The sequence below is a fragment of the Pseudonocardia wallangbongensis genome (assembly GCF_054486945.1).
In genome coordinates this window covers 336,991-356,221 of sequence record NZ_JBRERS010000008.1, presented here as the reverse complement: position 1 = coordinate 356,221, position 19,231 = coordinate 336,991, and the positions used below count along the sequence as shown (strand labels likewise).

Sequence of the window (19,231 nt, the reverse complement as noted above, 5' to 3'; positions counted from 1 at the left end):
AGCGCGGGTGTTGGTGTGTCAGCGCCGTGGCTCGCCGGCGGCAGCGCTGACCGGCGCAACCGCCCCGACGGGGCGTCGCTACCCTTTCCCAGGTGCTGACCCGGATGTCGTCGCTGTTCCTGCGGACCCTGCGCGAGGACCCGGCCGATGCGGAGGTACCGAGCCACAAGCTGCTCGTCCGCGCCGGCTACGTCCGCCGCGCCGCCCCGGGCATCTACACCTGGCTGCCGCTGGGCCTGCGGGTGCTGCGCAACATCGAGCAGGTGGTGCGCGAGGAGATGGACGCCATCGGCGCCCAGGAGATCCACTTCCCCGCGCTGCTGCCCCGCGAGCCGTACGAGGCCACCGGGCGCTGGACGGAGTACGGGCCGCTGCTGTTCCGCCTGAAGGACCGCAAAGGCGGCGACTACCTGCTTGGCCCGACGCACGAGGAGCTGTTCACCCAGGTCGTCAAGGGCGAGTACTCGTCCTACAAGGACTACCCGGTGATCCTCTACCAGATCCAGAACAAGTACCGCGACGAGGCGCGGCCCCGCGCCGGCATCCTGCGCGGGCGCGAGTTCCTCATGAAGGACTCGTACTCGTTCGACCTCACCGACGAGGGCCTTGCGGAGTCCTACCGCCTGCACCGCGACGCCTACATGCGCATCTTCGACCGGCTGGGCCTGCAGTACGTCATCGTGCAGGCCACGTCCGGGGCGATGGGCGGCTCGGCGTCCGAGGAGTTCCTGGCCGTGGCGCCCACGGGTGAGGACACCTTCGTGCGCAGCGCGGGTGGCTACGCGGCCAACGTCGAGGCCGTCACCACGGTCGCGCCGCCCGCGCGGCCGGTCGAGGGCCTGCCCGCGGCCCAGGCGCACCACACGCCCGAGACCCCGACGATCGAGTCGCTCGTCGCGTTCCTGAACGAGAAGGCCGACCTCGGCCGCACCTTCACCGCGGCCGACACGCTCAAGAACGTGCTGATCAAGACGCGGCAGCCGGGTTCCGCCGAGTGGACGCTGCTCGCGATCGGGGTTCCGGGCGACCGCGAGGTCGACCCGAAGCGCCTCGAGGCGGCCATCGAACCCGCCGAGTTCGCGCTGCTGGACGAGGCCGACTTCGCGGCCAACCCGTTCCTCGTGAAGGGCTACATCGGCCCGGCCGCGCTGGCCGCCAACGGAGTGCGCTACCTCGTCGACCCCCGGATCGTGCCCGGCACGGCCTGGGTCACCGGCGCCGACAAGCCCGACCACCACGTCGTCGACCTGGTCTGCGGCCGCGACTTCACCCCCGACGGCACGGTCGAGGCCGCCGAGGTGCGCGAGGGCGACCCGGCACCCGACGGCTCCGGCCCCCTGGAGTCGGCCCGCGGCATCGAGATCGGGCACGTGTTCCAGCTGGGCCGCAAGTACGCCGACGCCGCGGCGCTCGACGCGCTGGGCGCGGACGGCAAGCCCGTGCGGATCACGATGGGCTCCTACGGCGTCGGGGTGTCCCGGCTGGTCGGGGTGATCGCCGAGCAGAGCCACGACGGGGCGGGCCTGATCTGGCCGCGCCGGGTCGCGCCCGCAGACGTTCACATCGTGATCGCCGGCAAGAGTGACGAGATCGCCGCGGGCGGGGAGCGGCTCGCCGCCGATCTCCACGCGGCGGGCGTCCGTGTTCTCCTCGACGACCGCAAGGCGACACCGGGCGTCAAGTTCGCCGACGCCGAGCTGATCGGTGTACCGACGATCGTGGTGGTCGGGCGGGGCCTCGCGAACGGCGTAGTCGAGGTGAAGGACCGCCGCAGCGGTGAACGGCAGGAGATCGCCGTCGAGTCCGCGGTCGCCCACCTCGTCGAGGTGACCGGCGCGCGCTGACCTGCACCTGCTGAGCGGCGACCGGTCTGGTCGGGTGTCACCCGTTCGTGGTCGACTGAGGCCGTGCAACGGTGGGTCGGGTCTGGTCACACATCGGGCTCGCGCCATCACCACCTGCAACGACGGTGGTGCGGCTGTGATCGTGGATCACACGCCACGTACCGTTCCCGTCAATCGTCAGCAGTAGTGCACGACCGTGACCGTCACCTGGCCGGTGGCGGACTGGCCGCCCCGCCGGTCCGCCCGCGGCCTCCGCGGGGGAGGTAGACCCAGTGGACTTCGACGCGCTGCGCGCCGCAGTCGTGCCCGGTGCCGGTGTGGTGGCGCGCTGGCCAGGCGTGGTCTGCGTGGCCGAGTGCGCCGACCGGAACGTCCTGCGCCAGCTCCTCGACGTGTGCTCCGCCGCGTCGGGCCACGAGCCGGGCCGGGCGCTGGCGCGCCGCCTCGCGATGTGGCTCGGTGGCGCCGACGCACCCGGAGACGGGCTGCGCTTCGGCACCGTGGCCGTCACGGGCGGCGATGCCCGTGCGCCCTCGCAACGCGGCGAGCAGTGGGCCGTGTTCCTCTACGGCCCGGTCGGGCTCGTCGTGCCGGACCGGCAGGTGGCGCTCTCGGGCGCGCAGTCGGTGGCGTGGACCGACCGGCTGCTGCCGCGCCCGGACGCCCCCGTGGTGCTCGCCCTGGAGGGTGGTCCGATCCCGCCCGGCCTCGTCGACGGAGTCCACGACCTGCGCGTCGGTGTCGTGCCCGGGGCGGGTGCCGTCCTCGTGCCGGGCGGGGACCAGGGTTCCGGCGATGGCGCGGAGGAGCCTGCGCGCAGCCGCCAGGTCGACTCCCGGTGGCTCGACGTCAGCGGCGGCGACCGCCAGTGGGGTGCCGATCCGGCGCCCACGGCGTCCGCGGAAGGGCTGCACCCCGGCGAGGGCGCGGGCAACGGCCTGCCCTCCAGGGGCGGCCTCGGTTCCCTCGAGGGTTATCAGCCCGGCGAGCCGGGCGCCGGCGCGGAGCGGCCCTCCGGTCGGGCCCACCTGCGCCCGGTGCCCTCGGGTTCCAACGGCGTCGCCCACCGCGGGTGGGTCCCGCGGCGCGGCACGATGGGCGATCTCGGCCGCGTGTCCGATGTCGAGCGCGGCCGGCCCGCCGAACCGGCCGACGACGCCGGGGACGTGCACCAGAACGGCTACCGGAACGGTCACCGGGACGTCGACCGGGACGTCCACCAGGACGTCCATCCGGAGGTCGACCATCCCGACGAGCAGCGCGAGCCCGAGGCACCCCCCGAGGGCGGCCGCAACGGCAACGGCGTCCGCAGCGGCGACGGGGTGCTCAACGGCGCCGCGTACGACCTGCTCGGCGGGCCGGAGGCGCCGTCGCAGGAGCCGGGACTCAGCCCGTGGAGCGACAGCCGCGACCGCGACGGGGGCCGCGCCGACCGGATCGAGGGCTGGTTCGCCACCCCGGCCGAGGGCGGCACCGAGTCCGGGCTGAGCGCGGTCGGGCCGCCCGACCGGCGCCGCCGCCGGCACCGGTTGCCCGACGACGACGCGCCCGTCGCGAACCCGGACGTGGGCGGTGAGCCCGAACCCGCGGCGGACGATCGCGCGGAGGCCGTCGACGAGCGCGGTTCCGACGACTTCGCGAGCGTCGACCCCGGTGCCTTCGGTGCCGGATCGGCGGAGGAGACCCGGATCGGGTCGATCCCGCCCATCGCCGCCGAACCGGAGCCGCAGGCCGACGCCGAGCCCATCGACAACTCCGGCGACGGCACCCCCCGGCTCGGGGTCCCGGCCCAGGAGGCGCCGCCGGCGGAAGAGATCCACCCGCTGGCCGACGCGGACGCCGATTCACCGCACACCACGGCGCTGCGCTCAGAACGGATCCTGGGCGCACCACCCGAGGAGCACGACTTCCAGCCGCTGGACGACGGGGCGGCCACCAGCGGACTGGTCGTCGACAACCGGCCGGAGGAGCCCCCGCGGCCGCCCGTCGGCCTGCTGGTGTTCGACGACGGGGCCACCTACACCGTCGACGCCGAGTACCTGATGGGCCGGATGCCGGAGGCCGACCCGCGGGTCGTGTCCGGTGCGTTGCGCTCGCTCGCGCTCGAGGACACGTCCGGAGCGGTGTCGCGCGTCCACGCGCAGATCGTCGTGAACGGGTGGGAGGCGTTGCTCGTCGACGTCGGCTCGCGCAACGGCACCTTCGTGTCGCCGCCGGGCGAGCAGGGGTGGACTCAGCTGCCCGCGGGGGAGACGCACCGGCTGGAGCCGGGCACCCGGGTGCGGATCGGGGGCCGCAGCTTCCAGTTCGAGGCGCCGTCAGGGGCGCGTTAGCTAGAGACGCTTCATGAAGTGGCTGGTTTGCTCAGCGGTGCCGGTAGCGGAACCTCAGACGCCTTCTCGCTCCGGGAGCTCCTCCTCATGAACGCCAGTTCACAGCGTCGAAGCTGTCCTCGCGAGAAGACGCCTGAGAACCCGCCGCGGTGCCGGTTGCGTGCTCCCTCCAAGCGGCTCCGCCGCTCATCAGACACGACACAGTAGGAGAGGCCGCCGGGTTGGACATGACCCCGACGCTGGCTCCCGCGTCGCTCGCGGACTACGAGGTCCTGGGACTGCTCGGCGAGGGCCCGCACGCGCGCTGCTACATCGCCCGGCCACCGGCCCGCTCCGGTGACCTGGTCGCCGTGAAGGTGTTCGCCGGGCGGGTGAGCGAGCCGGCGTTCGACCGGGCCGTGCAGGAGTTGCGGGCGGTGGCAGCGGTCCGGTCGTCGCACGTGGTGCGCGTGTTGGACGCCGTGCTGGGGGAGAACTTCGCGTACGCGATGGAGTACTTCCCGCTCGGCTCGCTCGCCGGGCAGGCGAACGGTTCGGCCCGGGCCGAGGTCCTCGCGGCACTGGAACACGCCGCCCGCGGCGCGCACGCCCTGCACGAGGCCGGGATCGTCCACGGCGGGATCCACCCCGCCAACGTCCTGCTCGTCGAGGACGTGAACGGGACGATCGGTGGGCGGCTGGCCGAGCCGGGTCTCGCCCGCGTCCTGATGCCCGGGGCGGTCGTGCCGGGCTCCGGCCGCGGCGGGGTGCTGGAGTTCCGCGACCCGGACCTGCTCGACGGGACGAGCCCGTCGCGGCGCACCGAGGTGTGGGCGCTCGGGGCCACGATCCACCGCGTGCTGTCCGGTGTGGGCCTCTACGGGGAGCTGCCCGGCCACCCGCTCGGCGCGATCCGTGAGCTGCACTCCACCAGCCCCCAGGTGCGTCCCGGCCTCGAACCGGACGAGGCCGCGCTGGTGCGCGACTGCATCACCGTCGGCCCTGATCGCCTCCGCACGGCCGCCGACGTGGCCGACCGCCTCGCCGCCCTCCGGCTGCCGTAGCTACTCGTCTGGTCGACGTGCGCGATCCGCGGTATCGGTTGTCCATTGCTCTGGCAACAGCCATGGGCACCCGATACTCGTGATCACCGGTCGGTGGGTGGCAGTTTCGGGTGTCCATGGTCGTGGCGACAACCGTGGACACCCGATACCGGGGATCAAGGGCCGCCGGGGCCGAGGCGCGCTGACGCCCCCGCACGACCGCCATCCGTCAGCCCGACGACCGCGGGTTCGGACGTGCTCGTCCTGAATGAGTGGGTCCGGACTCGATCATCGCACCTGCCGGGTCGCCGGCCGGTTGTCCACACCGTTCGCGGTCGGCATCCAACCCGATCAGCACTATGGCGCCGTAGTGCTGTTTTGAGCGTCCTGAAACAGCAGTATGGATCCATAGTGCGCCCCGCTGCCGCTCCCTAGCCGCCCGGGGCCGGTCAGCCGGGGAGGTAGGAGAGGCGGACGGAGCGGACGGGGTTGTCGCCGTTCGTGTCGACCAGGCACACCGACTGCCAGGTGCCCAGTGCCGTGCTCCCGTCCAGTACGGGCACGGACATCGACGGCGCCACGATCGCGGGCAGCACGTGGTCGCGGCCGTGGCCGGGGCTGCCGTGCCGGTGCGTCCAGCGGTCGTCGGCGGGGAGCAGGTCGCCCAGGGCGGTGAGGAGGTCGGTCTCGGTCCCCGCGCCCGTCTCGATCACCGCGAGGCCCGCCGTCGCGTGCGGGACCCAGACGTTGAGCAGGCCGTCGCGGGCACCCGCGGAGCGCAGGAAGGCGGCGATCTCGTCGGTGAGGTCGACGACGGTCTCGCGGCCGCCGGTCCGGACCTCGATCAGCTTGCTGTCCACGCCCGTAGTGTCCCCCGGGTGCGCGTTTCATTCGGTGCGGAGTTCGACGTCCCGGACGGCTACCTGAACACGGCCAGCATCGGCATCCCCTCCGCGGCGGTCGGTGCGGCGGTGACGGCCTCGATCGCCGGCTGGCGGGCGGGCGCCGGCCGGGCCGGGGAGTACGACGAGCCGGTGGCCCGGGCCCGGGCGGGGTTCGCCGACCTGGTCGGGGTCGGGGTGGACCGGGTGGCGATCGGGCCCGCGGTGTCCGCCCTCGTCGGGCTGGTGGCCGCGGCGCTGCCCGCGGGCAGCCGGGTGCTCGTCGCGGGCGGGGAGTTCACGAGCGTGACGTGGCCGTTCGCGGTGCAGGCGGGGCGGGGCGTCACGGTCACCGAGGTCGACCTCGCCGAGGTGGGATCCCGCGCCGGGGAGTTCGACCTCGTCGCGGTGAGCACGGCGCAGTCCGCGGACGGCCGGCTCGTCGACCTGGCCGCCCTCCGCGCGGCCCGCGCGGACGGCACCAAGGTCCTGCTCGACGCCACGCAGTCGCTCGGCTGGCTCGACGCCGACCTGTCGTGGGCCGACGCCGTGGTCGCCGCGGGGTACAAGTGGCTGCTCAGCCCGCGCGGGGTGGCGTGGATGGCGATCCGCCCCGAGCTGGCCGCTGTCCCGTCCGCGGCGGGGTGGTACGCGAGCGCGGACCGCTGGGCGGACGTCTACGGCCTGCCGATGACGCTGGCGGCCGACGCGCGGGCGCTCGACACGTCGCCGGCCTGGTACTGCCACGTCGGTGCGGCGGTGGCGCTGCCCTGGCTCGCCGGCCTCGACCGCGCCGCGGTGCACGCCCACTGCGTCGGGCTCGCCGACGCGTTCCGCGCCGGGCTCGGGATGGAGCCGGCGGGCTCGGCGATCGTCTCCGTCCGCCGGGAGGGCGCGGGGGAGCGGCTGGCCGCCGCCGGGGTCGTCAGCGCCGCCCGGGCCGGCGGCGCCCGCCTGGCGTTCCACCTCTACAACACCGAGGCCGACGTCACCCGCGCCCTGGAGGCCCTCCGAGCGGGGTGAAGGAATGCCCGACCGGCTCGCACACCTGGCCGCCACCGGAGGTGGCCGCGGAGACTACGGCTGCCCCGGGAACACCGGGATCGTGGGTGACTCGTTCAGCGCCGCGCGCCAGCGCGCGCAGCGCAGCGCTCCGGCGCACACGGTGTCCAGGGCGGCCTGGCGCAGGGCGCGGTCCTGGGTGCGTTCGAGCACCGATCGCCAGGCGGCGAGCGCGTCGGTCTCGGCCACGGTCGCGAGCTGGGCGGCCGACGCGGAGTCGGTCACCGGTCGCGGGGTGGCGTAGGCGGGCTGCGCGGACACGGCGGGGGCCCCGAGCTGGGTGAGGGTCGCCTCGACCTGGCTGCGCAGCTCGCGGTGCGCGTTCTCATCCTCGCGGGCGCGGGTCGCGTCGGCGCCGGAGAGGAAGGCGATGGCGAGTGCGTAGCACCAGATGGCGGCGTGCTCGGACGCGAGCGCGTTCTGCAGCGCGGCGACGGCGGTGTCGTCGATCCGGGGGTTGGTCGAGCTCACTTCAGCACCTCCGCGTAGGTGCTGCAGCACGCGGCCACCGAGGCGACGAGCCCGACCCGCTCGGGCGGCATGCCGAGCGCGAGGTCCCCGGCGGTACGGCTCGACGCGAGCACCGCCCGCTGTACCTCGGTGCGGCTCGGTCGGCCGGTGGGCGCGGGAGCGGGTGCGGGGGTGGGGCGGTCCGGGTCGAGCCGGGCGACCTCGGCGTCCAGGGCGGCGGCGTGCTGGGTGCGGGCGTCGACGAGGGGCTGCAGCGCGGTGGCGAGGCCCTGGTCGGCCGCTACCGCGGCAGCCGCGAGCGCGGCGTCGGCGCGGGCGGCGTCGGCGAGGGCGATCAGCGGGTCGGGTTCGTCCGGCCCGGCCGCGCGTCCGAGCGAGCAGCCGGCCAAAGCGGGCGGGAGGAGCAACAGCGCGGCGAGCACCTGCCGCCGGCTCCACGCCGTTCTCGGTCGCTCGTTCCTCGCTCTGTGTTCACCCGCCCCCGCCGGCTCCGCAAGCTCCGCCGGCTCACCATCCCCCGGGTGCGTGCCTCCCCCGCAGTACGGCACCGGCCCGCTCGCCTTCATCTGCCTCCGCTCCGCTCCGGCGGCCTCACACGCAGGATGGCGAAGGCCCGCTCGCCGGGCGCTCATCCTGCCAGGCGGCCCCGCGGACGCGACCGGGTGCCGGGGGGTGCACGGGCGGTAACGGCGTGCAGAGGTCCGTTCGTGGTCGCGATACCCTGACAGACCCACACCGTACGTAGGAGTAGACGCGATGCCCTCCCCCCGCCCCGCGCAGGAAGCCGGGCCGCAGCCCGGCCAGCTGCACGGCGTGCTGGCGCCGATCGTCGCGGACGCCGGGTTCGAGCTCGATCAGCTCGACGTCCGGGCCGCGGGCCGCCGCCACACCGTCAAGGTGGTGGTCGACTCGGACGCGGGCGTGGGCCTGGACGACATCGCCGCCGTCTCCCGGGCGATCTCCGCCGAGCTGGACCAGCAGGAGCACCTCATCGGTGGCTCGTACACGCTCGAGGTCACCTCGCCCGGGGTCGACCGCCCGCTCACCGGGCCCCGGCACTGGCGGCGGGCGCACCTGCGCCAGGTGGCGGTCCGGTTGCACGACGGCACGCGGTTCACCGGTCGCGTCGGCGCTGCCGGCGAGGAGGCCGTCACGTTGCTCGTCGAGGGGCAGCGGCGCGAGGTGCGCTACGCCGACGTGGCCCACGCGGGCGTTCAGGTGGAGTTCCGGCCCGTGCCGGAGCACGAGGTGGCGCTGCTGCAAGAGGAGGGGACAGCGTGAACGTCGACATCGCGGCGCTGCGCACCATCGAGCGCGAGAAGGACATCCCGTTCGAGACGGTCATCGAGGCGATCGAGACCGCGCTGCTCACGGCGTACAAGCACACGGACGGCCACCAGCCGCACGCGCGGATCGACATCGACCGCAAGACGGGCGCGGTGCGGGTGCTCGCCCAGGAGCTGGGCCCCGACGGTGCCGTCGACACCGAGTGGGACGACACCCCCGAGGGCTTCGGGCGGATCGCCGCCACCACCGCGCGGCAGGTGATCGTGCAGCGGCTGCGTGACGCCGAGCACGAGCGCACCTACGGCGAGTTCGCCGCGAAGGAGGGTGAGGTCGTCGCGGGCGTCATCCAGCGGGACGCGCGCGCCAACGCCCGCGGCGTGGTGATCGTCCAGCTCTCCGGCGGCACGGAAGGGGTGCTGCCGCAGGCGGAGCAGGTGCCCGGCGAGCGGTACGAGCACGGCGAGCGGATCCGCTGCTACGTCGTGGGTGTCAGCCGGGGAATGCGGGGGACGCAGATCACGTTGAGCCGCACGCATCCCAACCTCGTGCGCAAGCTGTTCGCGCTCGAGGTCCCGGAGATCGTCGACGGCTCCGTGGAGATCGTCGCGGTGGCGCGGGAGGCCGGCCACCGGTCCAAGATCGCCGTTCGGTCCACCGTGTCCGGGGTCAACCCCAAGGGGGCCTGCATCGGCCCGGTGGGCGCCCGCGTGCGCGGCGTGATGAGCGAGCTGGCCGGAGAGAAGATCGACATCATCGACTGGTCCGACGACCCCGCGACGTTCGTCGGCAACGCGCTCTCGCCGTCGAAGGTGGTTTCGGTCACGGTGCTGGACGCGCGCACGAAGACCGCGCGGGTCGTCGTACCGGACTTCCAGCTGTCGCTCGCCATCGGCAAGGAAGGGCAGAACGCCCGGTTGGCGGCCCGCCTCACCGGTTGGCGCATCGACATCCGCAGCGACGCCGATCCCCGCGGGGCCATCGACGCGCCCGAGACGGAGTCGGTCGGCTGAGCCGTCGAGCACCCAGCGAGGGAGGAAGGGGCGCAGGGCCTGCGCTACACTCCACACCGGCCCACCTCCCGGGTCCGGCCCCCGCACGACCGGCCCCCGCCCCGGATCAGCGATCCGCCGCGGGACCCGTCCGGACATGCATCGGTTGTCGGTGCCGGGATGTGGCCGACGGTCTGTTGAGGGTCGTCGTGGTGGACGGGGTCCTGACCCCGGACCCGCGGCGCAGGCTCCCCGGGCGTGGTGCGTGGTTGCATCTCGCCCCGGAGTGCCTGGACCGTGCCGAGCGGCGCTCGGCGTTCCCGCGGGCGCTCCGCGTCCCGGGTCCGCTGGACCCCGCGCCGGTACGGGCCCACATCGGCGCCGTGAGCACGAACGGGGCTCGGGAGACACCCGGGCCCGGCACACCAGGAAGCAAGGTCGACCCGTCATGAGCCAGTCGTGAAGATCGCACCATGAACGTGCTTCGACACTAGGTTCGAGGTCGAGCGGGACCGCCGCCCGGCCTCCGGAAACAAGGAGTGCAGTGGCAGGCAAGGCCCGCGTGCACGAGCTCGCGAAGGAGCTCGGAGTCAGCAGCAAGCAGGTCCTCAGCAAGTTGCAGGACCTCGGGGAGTACGTGAAGTCTCCCTCGTCGACCGTGGAGGCCCCGGTCGCCCGCAAGCTTCGTGAGTCGCTCGCCGGCGGAGGCGACTCCGGCGACGGCCGCCGTCGCGGCGGCGGTGGCCGTCCGCGTCCGGGCGGTGGCGGATCCACCCCCGGCAACGTCCCGCCCCGGTCCGGCGGACCGGTTCCCGGCCCGCCCCGCCCCGCGGCGCAGTCCCCGTCGATGCCCGCACCGGGCACCGAGCGGCCCAGCGGGCCGCGTCCGGGTCCCCGACCCGGCCCGCCCGCGCCGCCGCGTCCCGAGACCCCGCGCAGCGAGCCCCAGAGCCCGGCCGCGCAGCGTCCCGCGGCCGAGCAGCCGGACACGCAGCGTCCCGCGGCGGCCGCCGGATCCCCGGAGGCCCCCGCGCAGCAGCGTTCCGGCCCCCGGCCCGGTCCGCGTCCCGGCCCCGCGCCCGAGCAGGAGCGCCCGGCGGCCGCGGCCGACGCCCCCGGCGTCGTCCCGCCGCGTCCGTCCGGCCCACGCCCCGGGCCTCGCACGCCGCGCGTCGGCAACAACCCGTTCGGCGTCGGCTCGGGTGCCCCGCCGCGCCCGGCGGCGCCGCGTCCCGGCCCGCCCGGTGGCGGGCAGGCCCCCAACCAGGGCGGCCAGGGCCAGGGTCAGGACAGCCGAGGACCTCGTCCCGGTGGCCCACGCCCGTCCGCGCCGCGTTCCGGTGAGCCCGGTCGCGCCGGCCCGCGCCCGCCCTCGCCGGGCAACATGCCCCCGCGGCCCAACCCCGGCATGATGCCGGCGCGCCCGGCAGGCGGTGGCCGTGGTGGCCCCGGTGGCGGTCGTGGTGGCCCCGGTGGCGGTCGTCCCGGTGGTCCGGGCGGTCGTCCCGGTGGTGGCGGTCGTCCCGGTGGCGGCGGCGGTTTCCGTCCCGGTGGCGGTGGCCCCGGTGGCGGTGCACCCGCAGGCGGTGGCTTCCGCGGCGGTCCTGGTGGCGGTCGTCCCGGTGGTGGCGGTCGCGGTCGCGGCGGTGCCGCGGGCGCGTTCGGCCGTCCCGGCGGACCGGCGCGCAAGGGCCGCAAGTCGAAGCGGCAGAAGCGCCAGGAGTTCGACTCGATGGCGGCCCCCTCGGTCGGCGGCGTCCGCCTGCCGAAGGGCCAGGGCGAGACGATCAAGCTCCCGCGCGGCGCGTCGCTCACCGACTTCGCCGACAAGATCGGCGCCAACCCGGCGGCGCTGGTGCAGGTGCTGTTCCACCTCGGCGAGATGGTCACGTCCACGCAGTCGGTCTCGGACGAGATCCTCGAGCTGCTCGGCGGCGAGATGAACTACCAGGTCCAGGTCGTCAGCCCGGAGGAGGAGGACCGCGAGCTGCTCGACAGCTTCTCCATCTCCTACGGCGAGGATGCGGGCGGCGAGGAGGACCTGGTCTTCCGGCCGCCGGTCGTCACGATCATGGGCCACGTCGACCACGGCAAGACGCGCCTCCTGGACACCATCCGGAAGGCGAACGTCGCCGAGGGCGAGGCCGGTGGCATCACCCAGCACATCGGTGCCTACCAGGTCGTTTCCGAGCTGGACGGCCAGGAGCGGCCGATCACCTTCATCGACACCCCGGGTCACGAGGCGTTCACCGCCATGCGAGCCCGCGGCGCGAAGTCCACGGACATCGCGGTGATCGTGGTCGCCGCCGACGACGGTGTGATGCCGCAGACGGTGGAGGCGATCAACCACGCCCAGGCGGCCGACGTGCCGATCGTGGTCGCGGTCAACAAGATCGACAAGGAGGGGGCCAACCCCGCCAAGATCCGCCAGCAGCTCACCGAGTACGGGCTGGTCGCCGAGGAGTACGGCGGCGAGACGTTGTTCGTCGACATCTCGGCGCGCGAGAACATCAACATCGAGCAGCTGCTCGAGGCGATCCTGCTCACCGCGGACGCCGCGCTCGACCTGCGGGCCAACCCGAGCATGGAGGCCCAGGGCGTCGCGATCGAGGCCCACCTGGACCGCGGTCGCGGTCCGGTGGCCACGGTGCTGGTGCAGCGCGGCACGCTCCGGGTCGGCGACTCGGTGGTCGCGGGCGACGCCTCCGGGCGCGTCCGGCGCATGCTCGACGAGCACGGCGAGGACGTGACCGAGGCCTACCCCTCGCGTCCGGTGCAGGTCATCGGGTTCACCTCGGTGCCCGGCGCGGGCGACACGTTCCTCGTCGTCGACGAGGACCGGGTGGCCCGCCAGATCGCCGACCGGCGGCGCGCCCGCGAGCGCAACGCCGAGCTGGCGAGCCGCCGCAAGCGCGTCAGCCTGGAGGACCTGGACGCCGCGCTCAAGGAGACCAGCACCCTCAACCTGATCATCAAGGGCGACAACTCGGGTACCGTCGAGGCACTCGAGGACGCGCTCATGAAGATCGAGGTGGGCGACGACGTCGAGCTGCGGGTCATCCACCGCGGCGTCGGTGGCATCACCGAGGGCGACATCAACCTCGCCATCGCCGACAACGTCATCGTGCTGGGCTTCAACGTCCGGGCCGAGGGCAAGGCCACCGAGCTCGCCAACCGCGAGGGCGTGGAGATCCGTTACTACACGGTGATCTACCAGGCCATCGAGGAGATCGAGCAGGCCCTGAAGGGCATGCTCAAGCCGGAGTACGAGGAGGTCGGGCTCGGCAACGCGGAGGTCCGCGAGGTCTTCCGGTCGTCGCGGTTCGGCACCATCGCCGGTTGTCTCGTGATGAGCGGGGTGATCCGGCGCAACGCCCGGGCCCGCCTGCTGCGCGACAGCGTGGTGGTGGCCGACAACCTGTCGATCAACTCGCTGCGACGGGTCAAGGACGACGTGGTCGAGGTCCGCGAGGGCTTCGAGTGCGGTCTCACGCTCGGCAACTTCAACGACATCAAGCAGGGCGACGTCATCGAGACGTTCGAGATGCGCGAGAAGCCGAGGGGCTGACGAGGGCACGGGGACCGGTCGGTAGGGCCGGTCCCCGTCACGTCGGAGAACCATGTTCGTCGGAGCACTCGAGCTGGACGTCCTCCTCGACGGAGACGTCCGCTCCCTCAAGCAGAAGAGGGCGAGAGTCCGGCCCGTGCTGGCCGAGCTGCGCCGGAGGTTCGAGGTGGCCGTCTCGGAGGCGGGGCACCTCGACCTGCACCGGCGCGCCCTGCTCGGCGTCGCCTGCGTCGCGGCCGACTCCGGACACGTCACCGAGGTACTCGACCGGTGCGAGCGGCTCGTCGCCGCGCGCCCCGAGCTCGAGCTGCTCTCGGCCCGGCATCGCATGCTCGGGCCGGAGGATTAGCACCATCCTGGGAGGGCTGTAGTTGTGGTGGATCACGCCCGCGCGCGCCGGTTGTCGAAGCGGATCACGCAGATCGTGGCGGCTGCTCTCGAGCACGAGGTCAAGGACCCCCGGCTGAAGATGGTGACCATCACCGACACCCGGGTCACCGGCGACCTGCGCGAGGCCACCGTGTACTACACGGTGCTCGGCGAGACGGTGGACGCCGATCCCGACACCGCGGGCGCTGCCGCCGCGCTGGCCAGCGCCACCGGTGTGCTGCGCACCATGGTGGGTGCCGGCACCGGGATCCGGCACACGCCCTCGCTGGCGTTCGTGCCCGACCAGGTGCCGGACGAGGCCCGCCGCATGGAGGAGCTGCTCGCCCGCACCCGTGAGTCCGACGCCGAGGTGGCGCGGCTCGCGGCGTCGGCCCACCCGGCGGGCGACGCCGACCCGTACCGGGTGCCCCGGGAGCGCGACGGGGAAGACGAGGGGTGAGCGAGCTTGCGAGCGAACCGATAGGCGCAGCAACGCCGTGAACGCGGCCGACGAGCGCCGGCGAGGAGGACTCGTGAACAGGATCGTCGCCGTGGACGGTGCGGTCGCCGAAGCCGCGACGGCCCTCGGCGGTGCGCGCGAGGTCCTGCTCGTGGCGCACATCGATCCGGACGCCGACGCGCTGGGGAGCGCGCTGGCGCTCGGCATCGCCCTGCGTAGGCGGGGTGCCCGCGTGCAGGTGGCGTTCGCGGCACCCGCCCGGGTGCCCGAGTCCCTGGAACCCCTCGACGCCCTGGGGCTGCTGGTGTCGCCGGCCGACGTCAGCGAGGCGCCGGAAGTGCTGGTCAGCTGTGACGCGGCCGAACCCGGGCGGCTCGGCGCGCTCGCCCGGTTGCTCGACACCGCCCGGTGCACGGTGATGCTCGACCACCACGGCACCAACCCCGGGTTCGGCGACATCCAGGTGCTCGACCCCGGCGCCGAGGCGACGGTGGTGCTCGCCCACCGCGTGCTCGTCGAGATGGGCGCGCCCGTCGACGCGGACGTGGCGCGCTGCCTCTACGCCGGGCTCGTCACCGACACCCGCGGCTTCCGCACGGCCGGACCCGCCGCGTACCGGCTCGGCGCCGAGCTGGTGGAGGCGGGCGCCGACCCGGCGGCCCTGACCAGGACGCTGATGGACAGCCACCCCTTCGCCTGGTTCGAAGGGCTCGGCGGGGCGCTCGAGCGGGCCGTGCTGGAACCGTCGGGCCTGCTGCACACCACGATTCCCCTGGCCGACGTGCGTCGCTACCGGCCGGAGGAGATCGACAGCGTCGTGGAGGTGCTCCGGACGGCCGTCGAGGCCGAGGTGGTGGCCTCCGTGATGCAGATCGAGGAGCGGCGGTGGCGGGTGTCGCTGCGCTCCGCCGGCACGGTGGACGTCGCGGCCGTCGCCACCGCGCTCGGCGGCGGGGGGCACGCGATGGCGGCGGGCCTCACCCGCGAGGGCACCGAGGAGGAGGTCCTGGCGGCGATCCGCGCCGCCCTGGGCAACTGACGTTTGCTGCAAGTGGCGATCCGCGCCCCGTTACCGTGAGCGGAGCGAACCGATCGGGAGGAAGCCCGCATGACGTCCGACACCGCCCCCACCGCGGACGAGCGGTCCGCCCGCCGCGCGTTCCTCGGGGCGGCACTGCGCCGCCCGGCCACGATGGGCGCGATCGCGCCGAGCTCCGCACGCCTCGGCGCGGTGCTCTCGTCGGTGGTGCCCCGCACCGGGGAGCCGACGGTCGTCGAGCTGGGACCGGGCACCGGTGCGGTGAGCGCCGTGATCGCCGAGAAGCTGCCGGAGGGTGCCCGCCACCTCGCCGTGGAGCTGGACCCCGACATGGTCGCGTACCTGCGCCGCACGCGGCCCGGGCTGGAGGTCGTGCAGGGCAACGCGGCCGACCTCGGCGATCTGTTGGCGGAGCGCGGGATCAGCGAGGTCGACGCCGTGATCTGCGGGCTCCCGTGGGCGCTGTTCGACGACGCCACCCAGCGCGCGCTGCTCGGTGAGATCAGCCGCGTGATCGGTGACCGCGGTGCGTTCACCACGTTCGCCTACCTGCACGGGATGACGCTCGGCGCCGCCCGCCGGTTCCGGCAGCGCCTGCGCGGCACGTTCGACGAGGTGCTGGTGAGCGCCACGGTGTGGCGCAACCTGCCGCCGGCGTTCGTCTACGTGTGCCGCCGCCCCCGCCACGAGGGATGACCGCCGCGCCGGATCGCGTCCCGGCGCGGGAGGTGCTGCGGCTCGCCGCGCCCGCGCTCCCGGTGCTCGCCGCCGAACCGCTGTACCTGCTCGTCGACACCGCGGTGGTCGGGCGGCTCGGGGCGGTTCCCCTGGCCGGGCTCGCCGTGGCCGGGGTGGTGTTCGCCCAGGTCACGAGCCAGATGAACTTCCTGTCGTACGGGACGACGGCTCGGACGGCGCGCCTGCACGGCGCCGGCCGCCACGGCGACGCCCTCGGCGAGGGCGTGCAGGCCACGTGGCTCGCACTCGCCGTCGGGCTGCTGGTGGTCGGGATCGGTCAGCTGGTCGCCCGGCCGGTCGCCGAGGCGCTGGGCGACGGCGGCGCGATCGCCGACGCGGCCACCACGTGGCTGCGCGTGGCGCTGTGGGGCGCGCCGATGGTGCTGGTGACCCTCGCCGGCAACGGCTGGATGCGCGGGGTGCAGGACACCGCCCGCCCGCTGCGGTACGTGCTCGCGGGCAACGGGCTGTCGGCCGTGCTCTGCCCGGTGCTGGTGCACGGGACCGGGCTGGGCCTGGTCGGTTCCGCCGTCGCGAACGTCGTCGGGCAGACGGTGGGTGCGGCGCTGTTCCTGATGGCCCTGGTGCGCGCGGCCCGGGCGAGCGGGGCGCCGTTGCGGCCCGCGCCGGCGGTGCTGCGCGCGCAGTTGGCGCTCGGCCGCGACCTGCTGGCCCGCAGCCTCGCGTTCCAGGCGAGCTTCCTGTCGGCGGCGGCCGTCGCCACCCGGTTCGGGGCGGCCACCGCCGCGGCCCACCAGATCGTGCTGCAGCTGTGGTTCTTCCAGGCGCTCGTGCTCGACGCGGTGGCGATCGCCGCCCAGGCACTGGTCGGCGCCGCGCTCGGCGCGGCGGACGGGGCGCGGCGGGCGAAGGCGCTGGCCGGCCAGGTCACCCGCTACGGGCTGGTGCTGGGCGTCGGGTTCGGGGTGCTGTTCGCCGCGCTGTCCGGCGTGTTGCCGCCGGTGTTCACGCCCGACGCCGCCGTGCTCGCGGCGGTGCCGGTGGCGTGGTGGTTCTTCACCGCGATGCAGCCGATCGCCGGCGTGGTGTTCGCCCTCGACGGGGTGCTGCTCGGCGCGGGCGACGCCGCGTTCCTGCGGACGTCCACGATCGCGGCGGCCGTGTTCGGGTTCCTCCCGTTGACGTGGGCGTCGCTGGTGTTCGGCTGGGGCCTCGCCGGTATCTGGTCCGGGTTGGCGGCGATGATGTTGATCCGCTTCGCCGCGGTGGCCCTCCGGGCGCGCAGCGGTCACTGGGTTGTGACAGGTGCGGTTCGCTCCTGAGTGTCGCTATGCCCGAAAGGGTCACGTGCGGTAGACAAGGCACCGCAAATCGTCATCCCTGCGGGCCACGGATCGGGTGCACGTGAAGAGAATCGTTGGACTCCTCGTGATCGCGCTGCTCGTGTTCTGGGTGTTCATCGACCCGGACAGTGCGGCCGACACCGTGCAGGACATCGGCTCGCTCCTCCGTGAGGGCGCCGAGTCGGTGATCACCTTCTTCACCTCGCTCGTGTGAGCTCCTGCGGCTCCCACACCGGCTCCGGGGTCTCCCGGACCTCGCCGTCGCCCGCGAACAGCACGAAGCGGTCGAACCCGCGGGTGAACCAGCGGTCGTGGGTGACCGCGAGGACGGTGCCCTCGAACGCTTCGAGGGCTTGTTCGAGGGCCTCGGCGGAGGCGAGGTCGAGGTTGTCGGTCGGCTCGTCGAGCAGGAGCAGGGTGGCCCCGGACAGCTCCAGCATCAGCACCAGCAGGCGCGCCTGCTGGCCCCCGGACAGCGTGTCGAACCGCTGCTCCGCCTGGCCTGCCAGCTCGTAGCGGGCGAGCGCTTTCATGGCGTCGCCGCGGGTCGTGCCGGGCCGGTCGGCGTCGCCGCCCACGAGGACGTCGAGGGGGCTTCGGCCGGCGATCTCGGGCCGGTCGTGGGTCTGGGAGAAGTGCCCGGGACGCACCCGTGAGCCCAGGCGGGCGGTGCCGTCGTGGGCGACGGGCGCGAGCGCACGCCCGCTCGCGGTGACGGTCCCGGGTTCCGGGTCGGTGCCGCCGCGGGCGAGGAGGCGCAGGAAGTGCGACTTGCCCGTGCCGTTGCCGCCGAGCACCGCCACCCGGTCGCCGAACCAGACCTCGAGGTCGAACGGGTAGGTCAGCCCGTCGAGTTCCACCTGCTTGCACACCACGGCCCGCTTGCCGGTGCGGGCGCCGCGCAGCTGCATCCGCAGGTTCTGGTCGCGTGGCTTCTCCGGTGGCGGGCCGGCCTCGAGGAACCGCGCCAGCCGGGTGCGCGCGGCCTGCAGGCGCGAGGCCATGCCGTCGTTGTGGGCCGCTTTGACCTTGTAGTGCACGACGAGCCGCTCCAGCTTGGCCCGCTCCTCGTCCCAGCGGCGGCGCAGCTCGTCGAGGCGGTCGTGGCGGGCGACGCGGGCCGCGTGCCACGAGGCGAACCCGCCCGGGTGCACCCACACCGACCCGGCCTCGACCGTGACCACCCGCTCCGCGGTGCGGGCGAGGAGCTCGCGGTCGTGGCTGACGTACAGCACGCTCTTGGGTGACTCGGCGAGGCGCTCCTCCAGCCAGCGCTTCCCGGGTACGTCGAGGAAGTTGTCCGGCTCGTCGAGCAGCAACACCTCGTCGGGACCGCGCAGCAGGAGCTCGAGCGCGAACCGCTTCTGTTCACCACCCGACAGCGTGGCGACGCGCCGGTCGCGCACCTCGTGCCACGGCAGGCCCAGCGCGGCGACGGCGGCCGTGTCGAACTCCACCTCGGCGCCGTACCCGCCGGCCTCACCCCATCCCGCGAGGGCGTCGGCGTAGCGCAGCTGGGAGCGTTCGTGCTCGTCGAGGGCGCGCTCGGCGGACCGCAGCCGTTCCCCGGCGGCGCGGACGGCCGGCGGGGCGAGCGACAGCGCCAGGTCGGCGACGCTCCGCTCGTCGCTGATCGAGCCGATGAACTGGCGCATCACGCCGAGCCCGCCGCTGCGCGCGACGCTCCCGGACACCGGGGTCAGCTCGCCCGCGACCATCCGCAGCAGGGTGGTCTTGCCGGCGCCGTTCGGCCCGACCAGGGCGATCTTCGCCCCGTCCTCGACGCGGAAGGAGACGTCGGAGAAGAGCGTGCGCCCGTCGGGCAGCCGGTGCTCGACGGCCATGGCCTCGATGTGTCCCACCG

General features: G+C 74.3%; 18 protein-coding genes. 14 read left to right on the top strand and 4 right to left on the bottom strand.

Annotated features, from left to right (window positions below; genetic code table 11):
* Window positions 1-92: 92 nt before the first annotated feature.
* The 3 genes from ACU436_RS28150 to ACU436_RS28140 all read left to right on the top strand — a co-directional run bounded on the left by ACU436_RS28150 (window position 93) and on the right by ACU436_RS28140 (window position 5,220).
* Entirely contained in the window at window positions 93-1,844 is a 1,752-nt protein-coding gene (locus tag ACU436_RS28150) for a proline--tRNA ligase (RefSeq protein ID WP_459029978.1), read from the top strand.
* 272 nt (window positions 1,845-2,116) lie between these two features.
* Entirely contained in the window at window positions 2,117-4,177 is a 2,061-nt protein-coding gene (locus ACU436_RS28145; protein WP_459029977.1) for an FHA domain-containing protein, read from the top strand.
* Between the two features lie 227 nt (window positions 4,178-4,404).
* Window positions 4,405-5,220: a protein kinase domain-containing protein gene (locus tag ACU436_RS28140; RefSeq protein ID WP_459029976.1), complete on the top strand. Its 816-nt coding sequence runs from the start codon at window positions 4,405-4,407 to the stop codon at window positions 5,218-5,220.
* A gap of 428 nt (window positions 5,221-5,648) precedes the next feature.
* Here ACU436_RS28140 and ACU436_RS28135 read toward each other — a convergent pair whose 3' ends face one another.
* Entirely contained in the window at window positions 5,649-6,059 is a 411-nt protein-coding gene (locus tag ACU436_RS28135; RefSeq protein ID WP_459029975.1) for a secondary thiamine-phosphate synthase enzyme YjbQ, read from the bottom strand.
* A gap of 18 nt (window positions 6,060-6,077) precedes the next feature.
* Here ACU436_RS28135 and ACU436_RS28130 point away from each other — a divergent pair, with 18 nt between their 5' ends.
* Window positions 6,078-7,103 carry an aminotransferase class V-fold PLP-dependent enzyme gene (locus ACU436_RS28130; protein ID WP_459029974.1) on the top strand — a complete coding sequence of 342 codons (1,026 nt, stop codon included), beginning with the start codon at window positions 6,078-6,080 and terminating at the stop codon, window positions 7,101-7,103.
* 54 nt (window positions 7,104-7,157) lie between these two features.
* Here the strand turns inward: ACU436_RS28130 and ACU436_RS28125 are convergent, their stop codons facing one another.
* Both ACU436_RS28125 and ACU436_RS28120 read right to left on the bottom strand, forming a co-directional pair.
* On the bottom strand, window positions 7,158-7,613 hold the full coding sequence (locus ACU436_RS28125) for a ferritin-like domain-containing protein (RefSeq protein ID WP_459029973.1): 456 nt from the start codon (window positions 7,611-7,613) through the stop codon (window positions 7,158-7,160).
* Window positions 7,610-8,035: a hypothetical protein gene (locus tag ACU436_RS28120; RefSeq protein WP_459029972.1), complete on the bottom strand. Its 426-nt coding sequence runs from the start codon at window positions 8,033-8,035 to the stop codon at window positions 7,610-7,612. The genes ACU436_RS28125 and ACU436_RS28120 overlap by 4 nt, the downstream gene beginning before the upstream one ends.
* 334 nt (window positions 8,036-8,369) lie before the next feature.
* Between ACU436_RS28120 and rimP the strand changes: the two genes are divergently transcribed.
* From rimP to ACU436_RS28070, 10 genes are all read left to right on the top strand, one after another.
* Window positions 8,370-8,894, top strand: a complete 525-nt coding sequence (rimP, locus tag ACU436_RS28115) for a ribosome maturation factor RimP (RefSeq protein WP_459029971.1) — start codon at window positions 8,370-8,372, stop codon at window positions 8,892-8,894.
* Complete coding sequence (gene nusA, locus ACU436_RS28110; RefSeq protein WP_459029970.1) at window positions 8,891-9,910, top strand: transcription termination factor NusA; 1,020 nt, start codon at window positions 8,891-8,893, stop codon at window positions 9,908-9,910. Before rimP ends, nusA begins: the two co-directional genes overlap by 4 nt.
* 161 nt (window positions 9,911-10,071) lie before the next feature.
* A complete protein-coding gene (locus ACU436_RS28105; protein ID WP_459029969.1) occupies window positions 10,072-10,341 on the top strand; it encodes a YlxR family protein in 270 nt (89 codons plus the stop codon).
* 92 nt (window positions 10,342-10,433) lie between these two features.
* The gene (gene infB / locus ACU436_RS28100; protein ID WP_459029968.1) at window positions 10,434-13,457 is read left to right on the top strand and encodes a translation initiation factor IF-2; all 3,024 of its coding nucleotides are present in this window, start codon (window positions 10,434-10,436) and stop codon (window positions 13,455-13,457) included.
* A 52-nt stretch (window positions 13,458-13,509) separates the two neighbouring features.
* Window positions 13,510-13,806 (top strand): DUF503 domain-containing protein, encoded by a 297-nt coding sequence (locus ACU436_RS28095; RefSeq protein WP_459029967.1) that lies wholly within the window; start codon window positions 13,510-13,512, stop codon window positions 13,804-13,806.
* Between the two features lie 24 nt (window positions 13,807-13,830).
* Window positions 13,831-14,286, top strand: coding sequence for a 30S ribosome-binding factor RbfA (gene rbfA / locus ACU436_RS28090; RefSeq protein WP_459029966.1), 456 nt, complete (start codon window positions 13,831-13,833; stop codon window positions 14,284-14,286).
* Between the two features lie 73 nt (window positions 14,287-14,359).
* Complete coding sequence (locus ACU436_RS28085; RefSeq protein WP_459029965.1) at window positions 14,360-15,325, top strand: DHH family phosphoesterase; 966 nt, start codon at window positions 14,360-14,362, stop codon at window positions 15,323-15,325.
* A gap of 69 nt (window positions 15,326-15,394) precedes the next feature.
* Window positions 15,395-16,021: a class I SAM-dependent methyltransferase gene (locus ACU436_RS28080; protein ID WP_459029964.1), complete on the top strand. Its 627-nt coding sequence runs from the start codon at window positions 15,395-15,397 to the stop codon at window positions 16,019-16,021.
* Window positions 16,018-17,346 carry an MATE family efflux transporter gene (locus tag ACU436_RS28075; protein WP_459029963.1) on the top strand — a complete coding sequence of 443 codons (1,329 nt, stop codon included), beginning with the start codon at window positions 16,018-16,020 and terminating at the stop codon, window positions 17,344-17,346. Before ACU436_RS28080 ends, ACU436_RS28075 begins: the two co-directional genes overlap by 4 nt.
* Before the next feature lie 82 nt (window positions 17,347-17,428).
* Complete coding sequence (locus ACU436_RS28070) at window positions 17,429-17,581, top strand: hypothetical protein (protein WP_459029962.1); 153 nt, start codon at window positions 17,429-17,431, stop codon at window positions 17,579-17,581.
* Here the strand turns inward: ACU436_RS28070 and ACU436_RS28065 are convergent.
* Entirely contained in the window at window positions 17,565-19,229 is a 1,665-nt protein-coding gene (locus tag ACU436_RS28065) for an ABC-F family ATP-binding cassette domain-containing protein (protein ID WP_459029961.1), read from the bottom strand. The two genes, ACU436_RS28070 and ACU436_RS28065, sit on opposite strands and share 17 nt — an antisense overlap.
* Window positions 19,230-19,231: the final 2 nt, after the last annotated feature.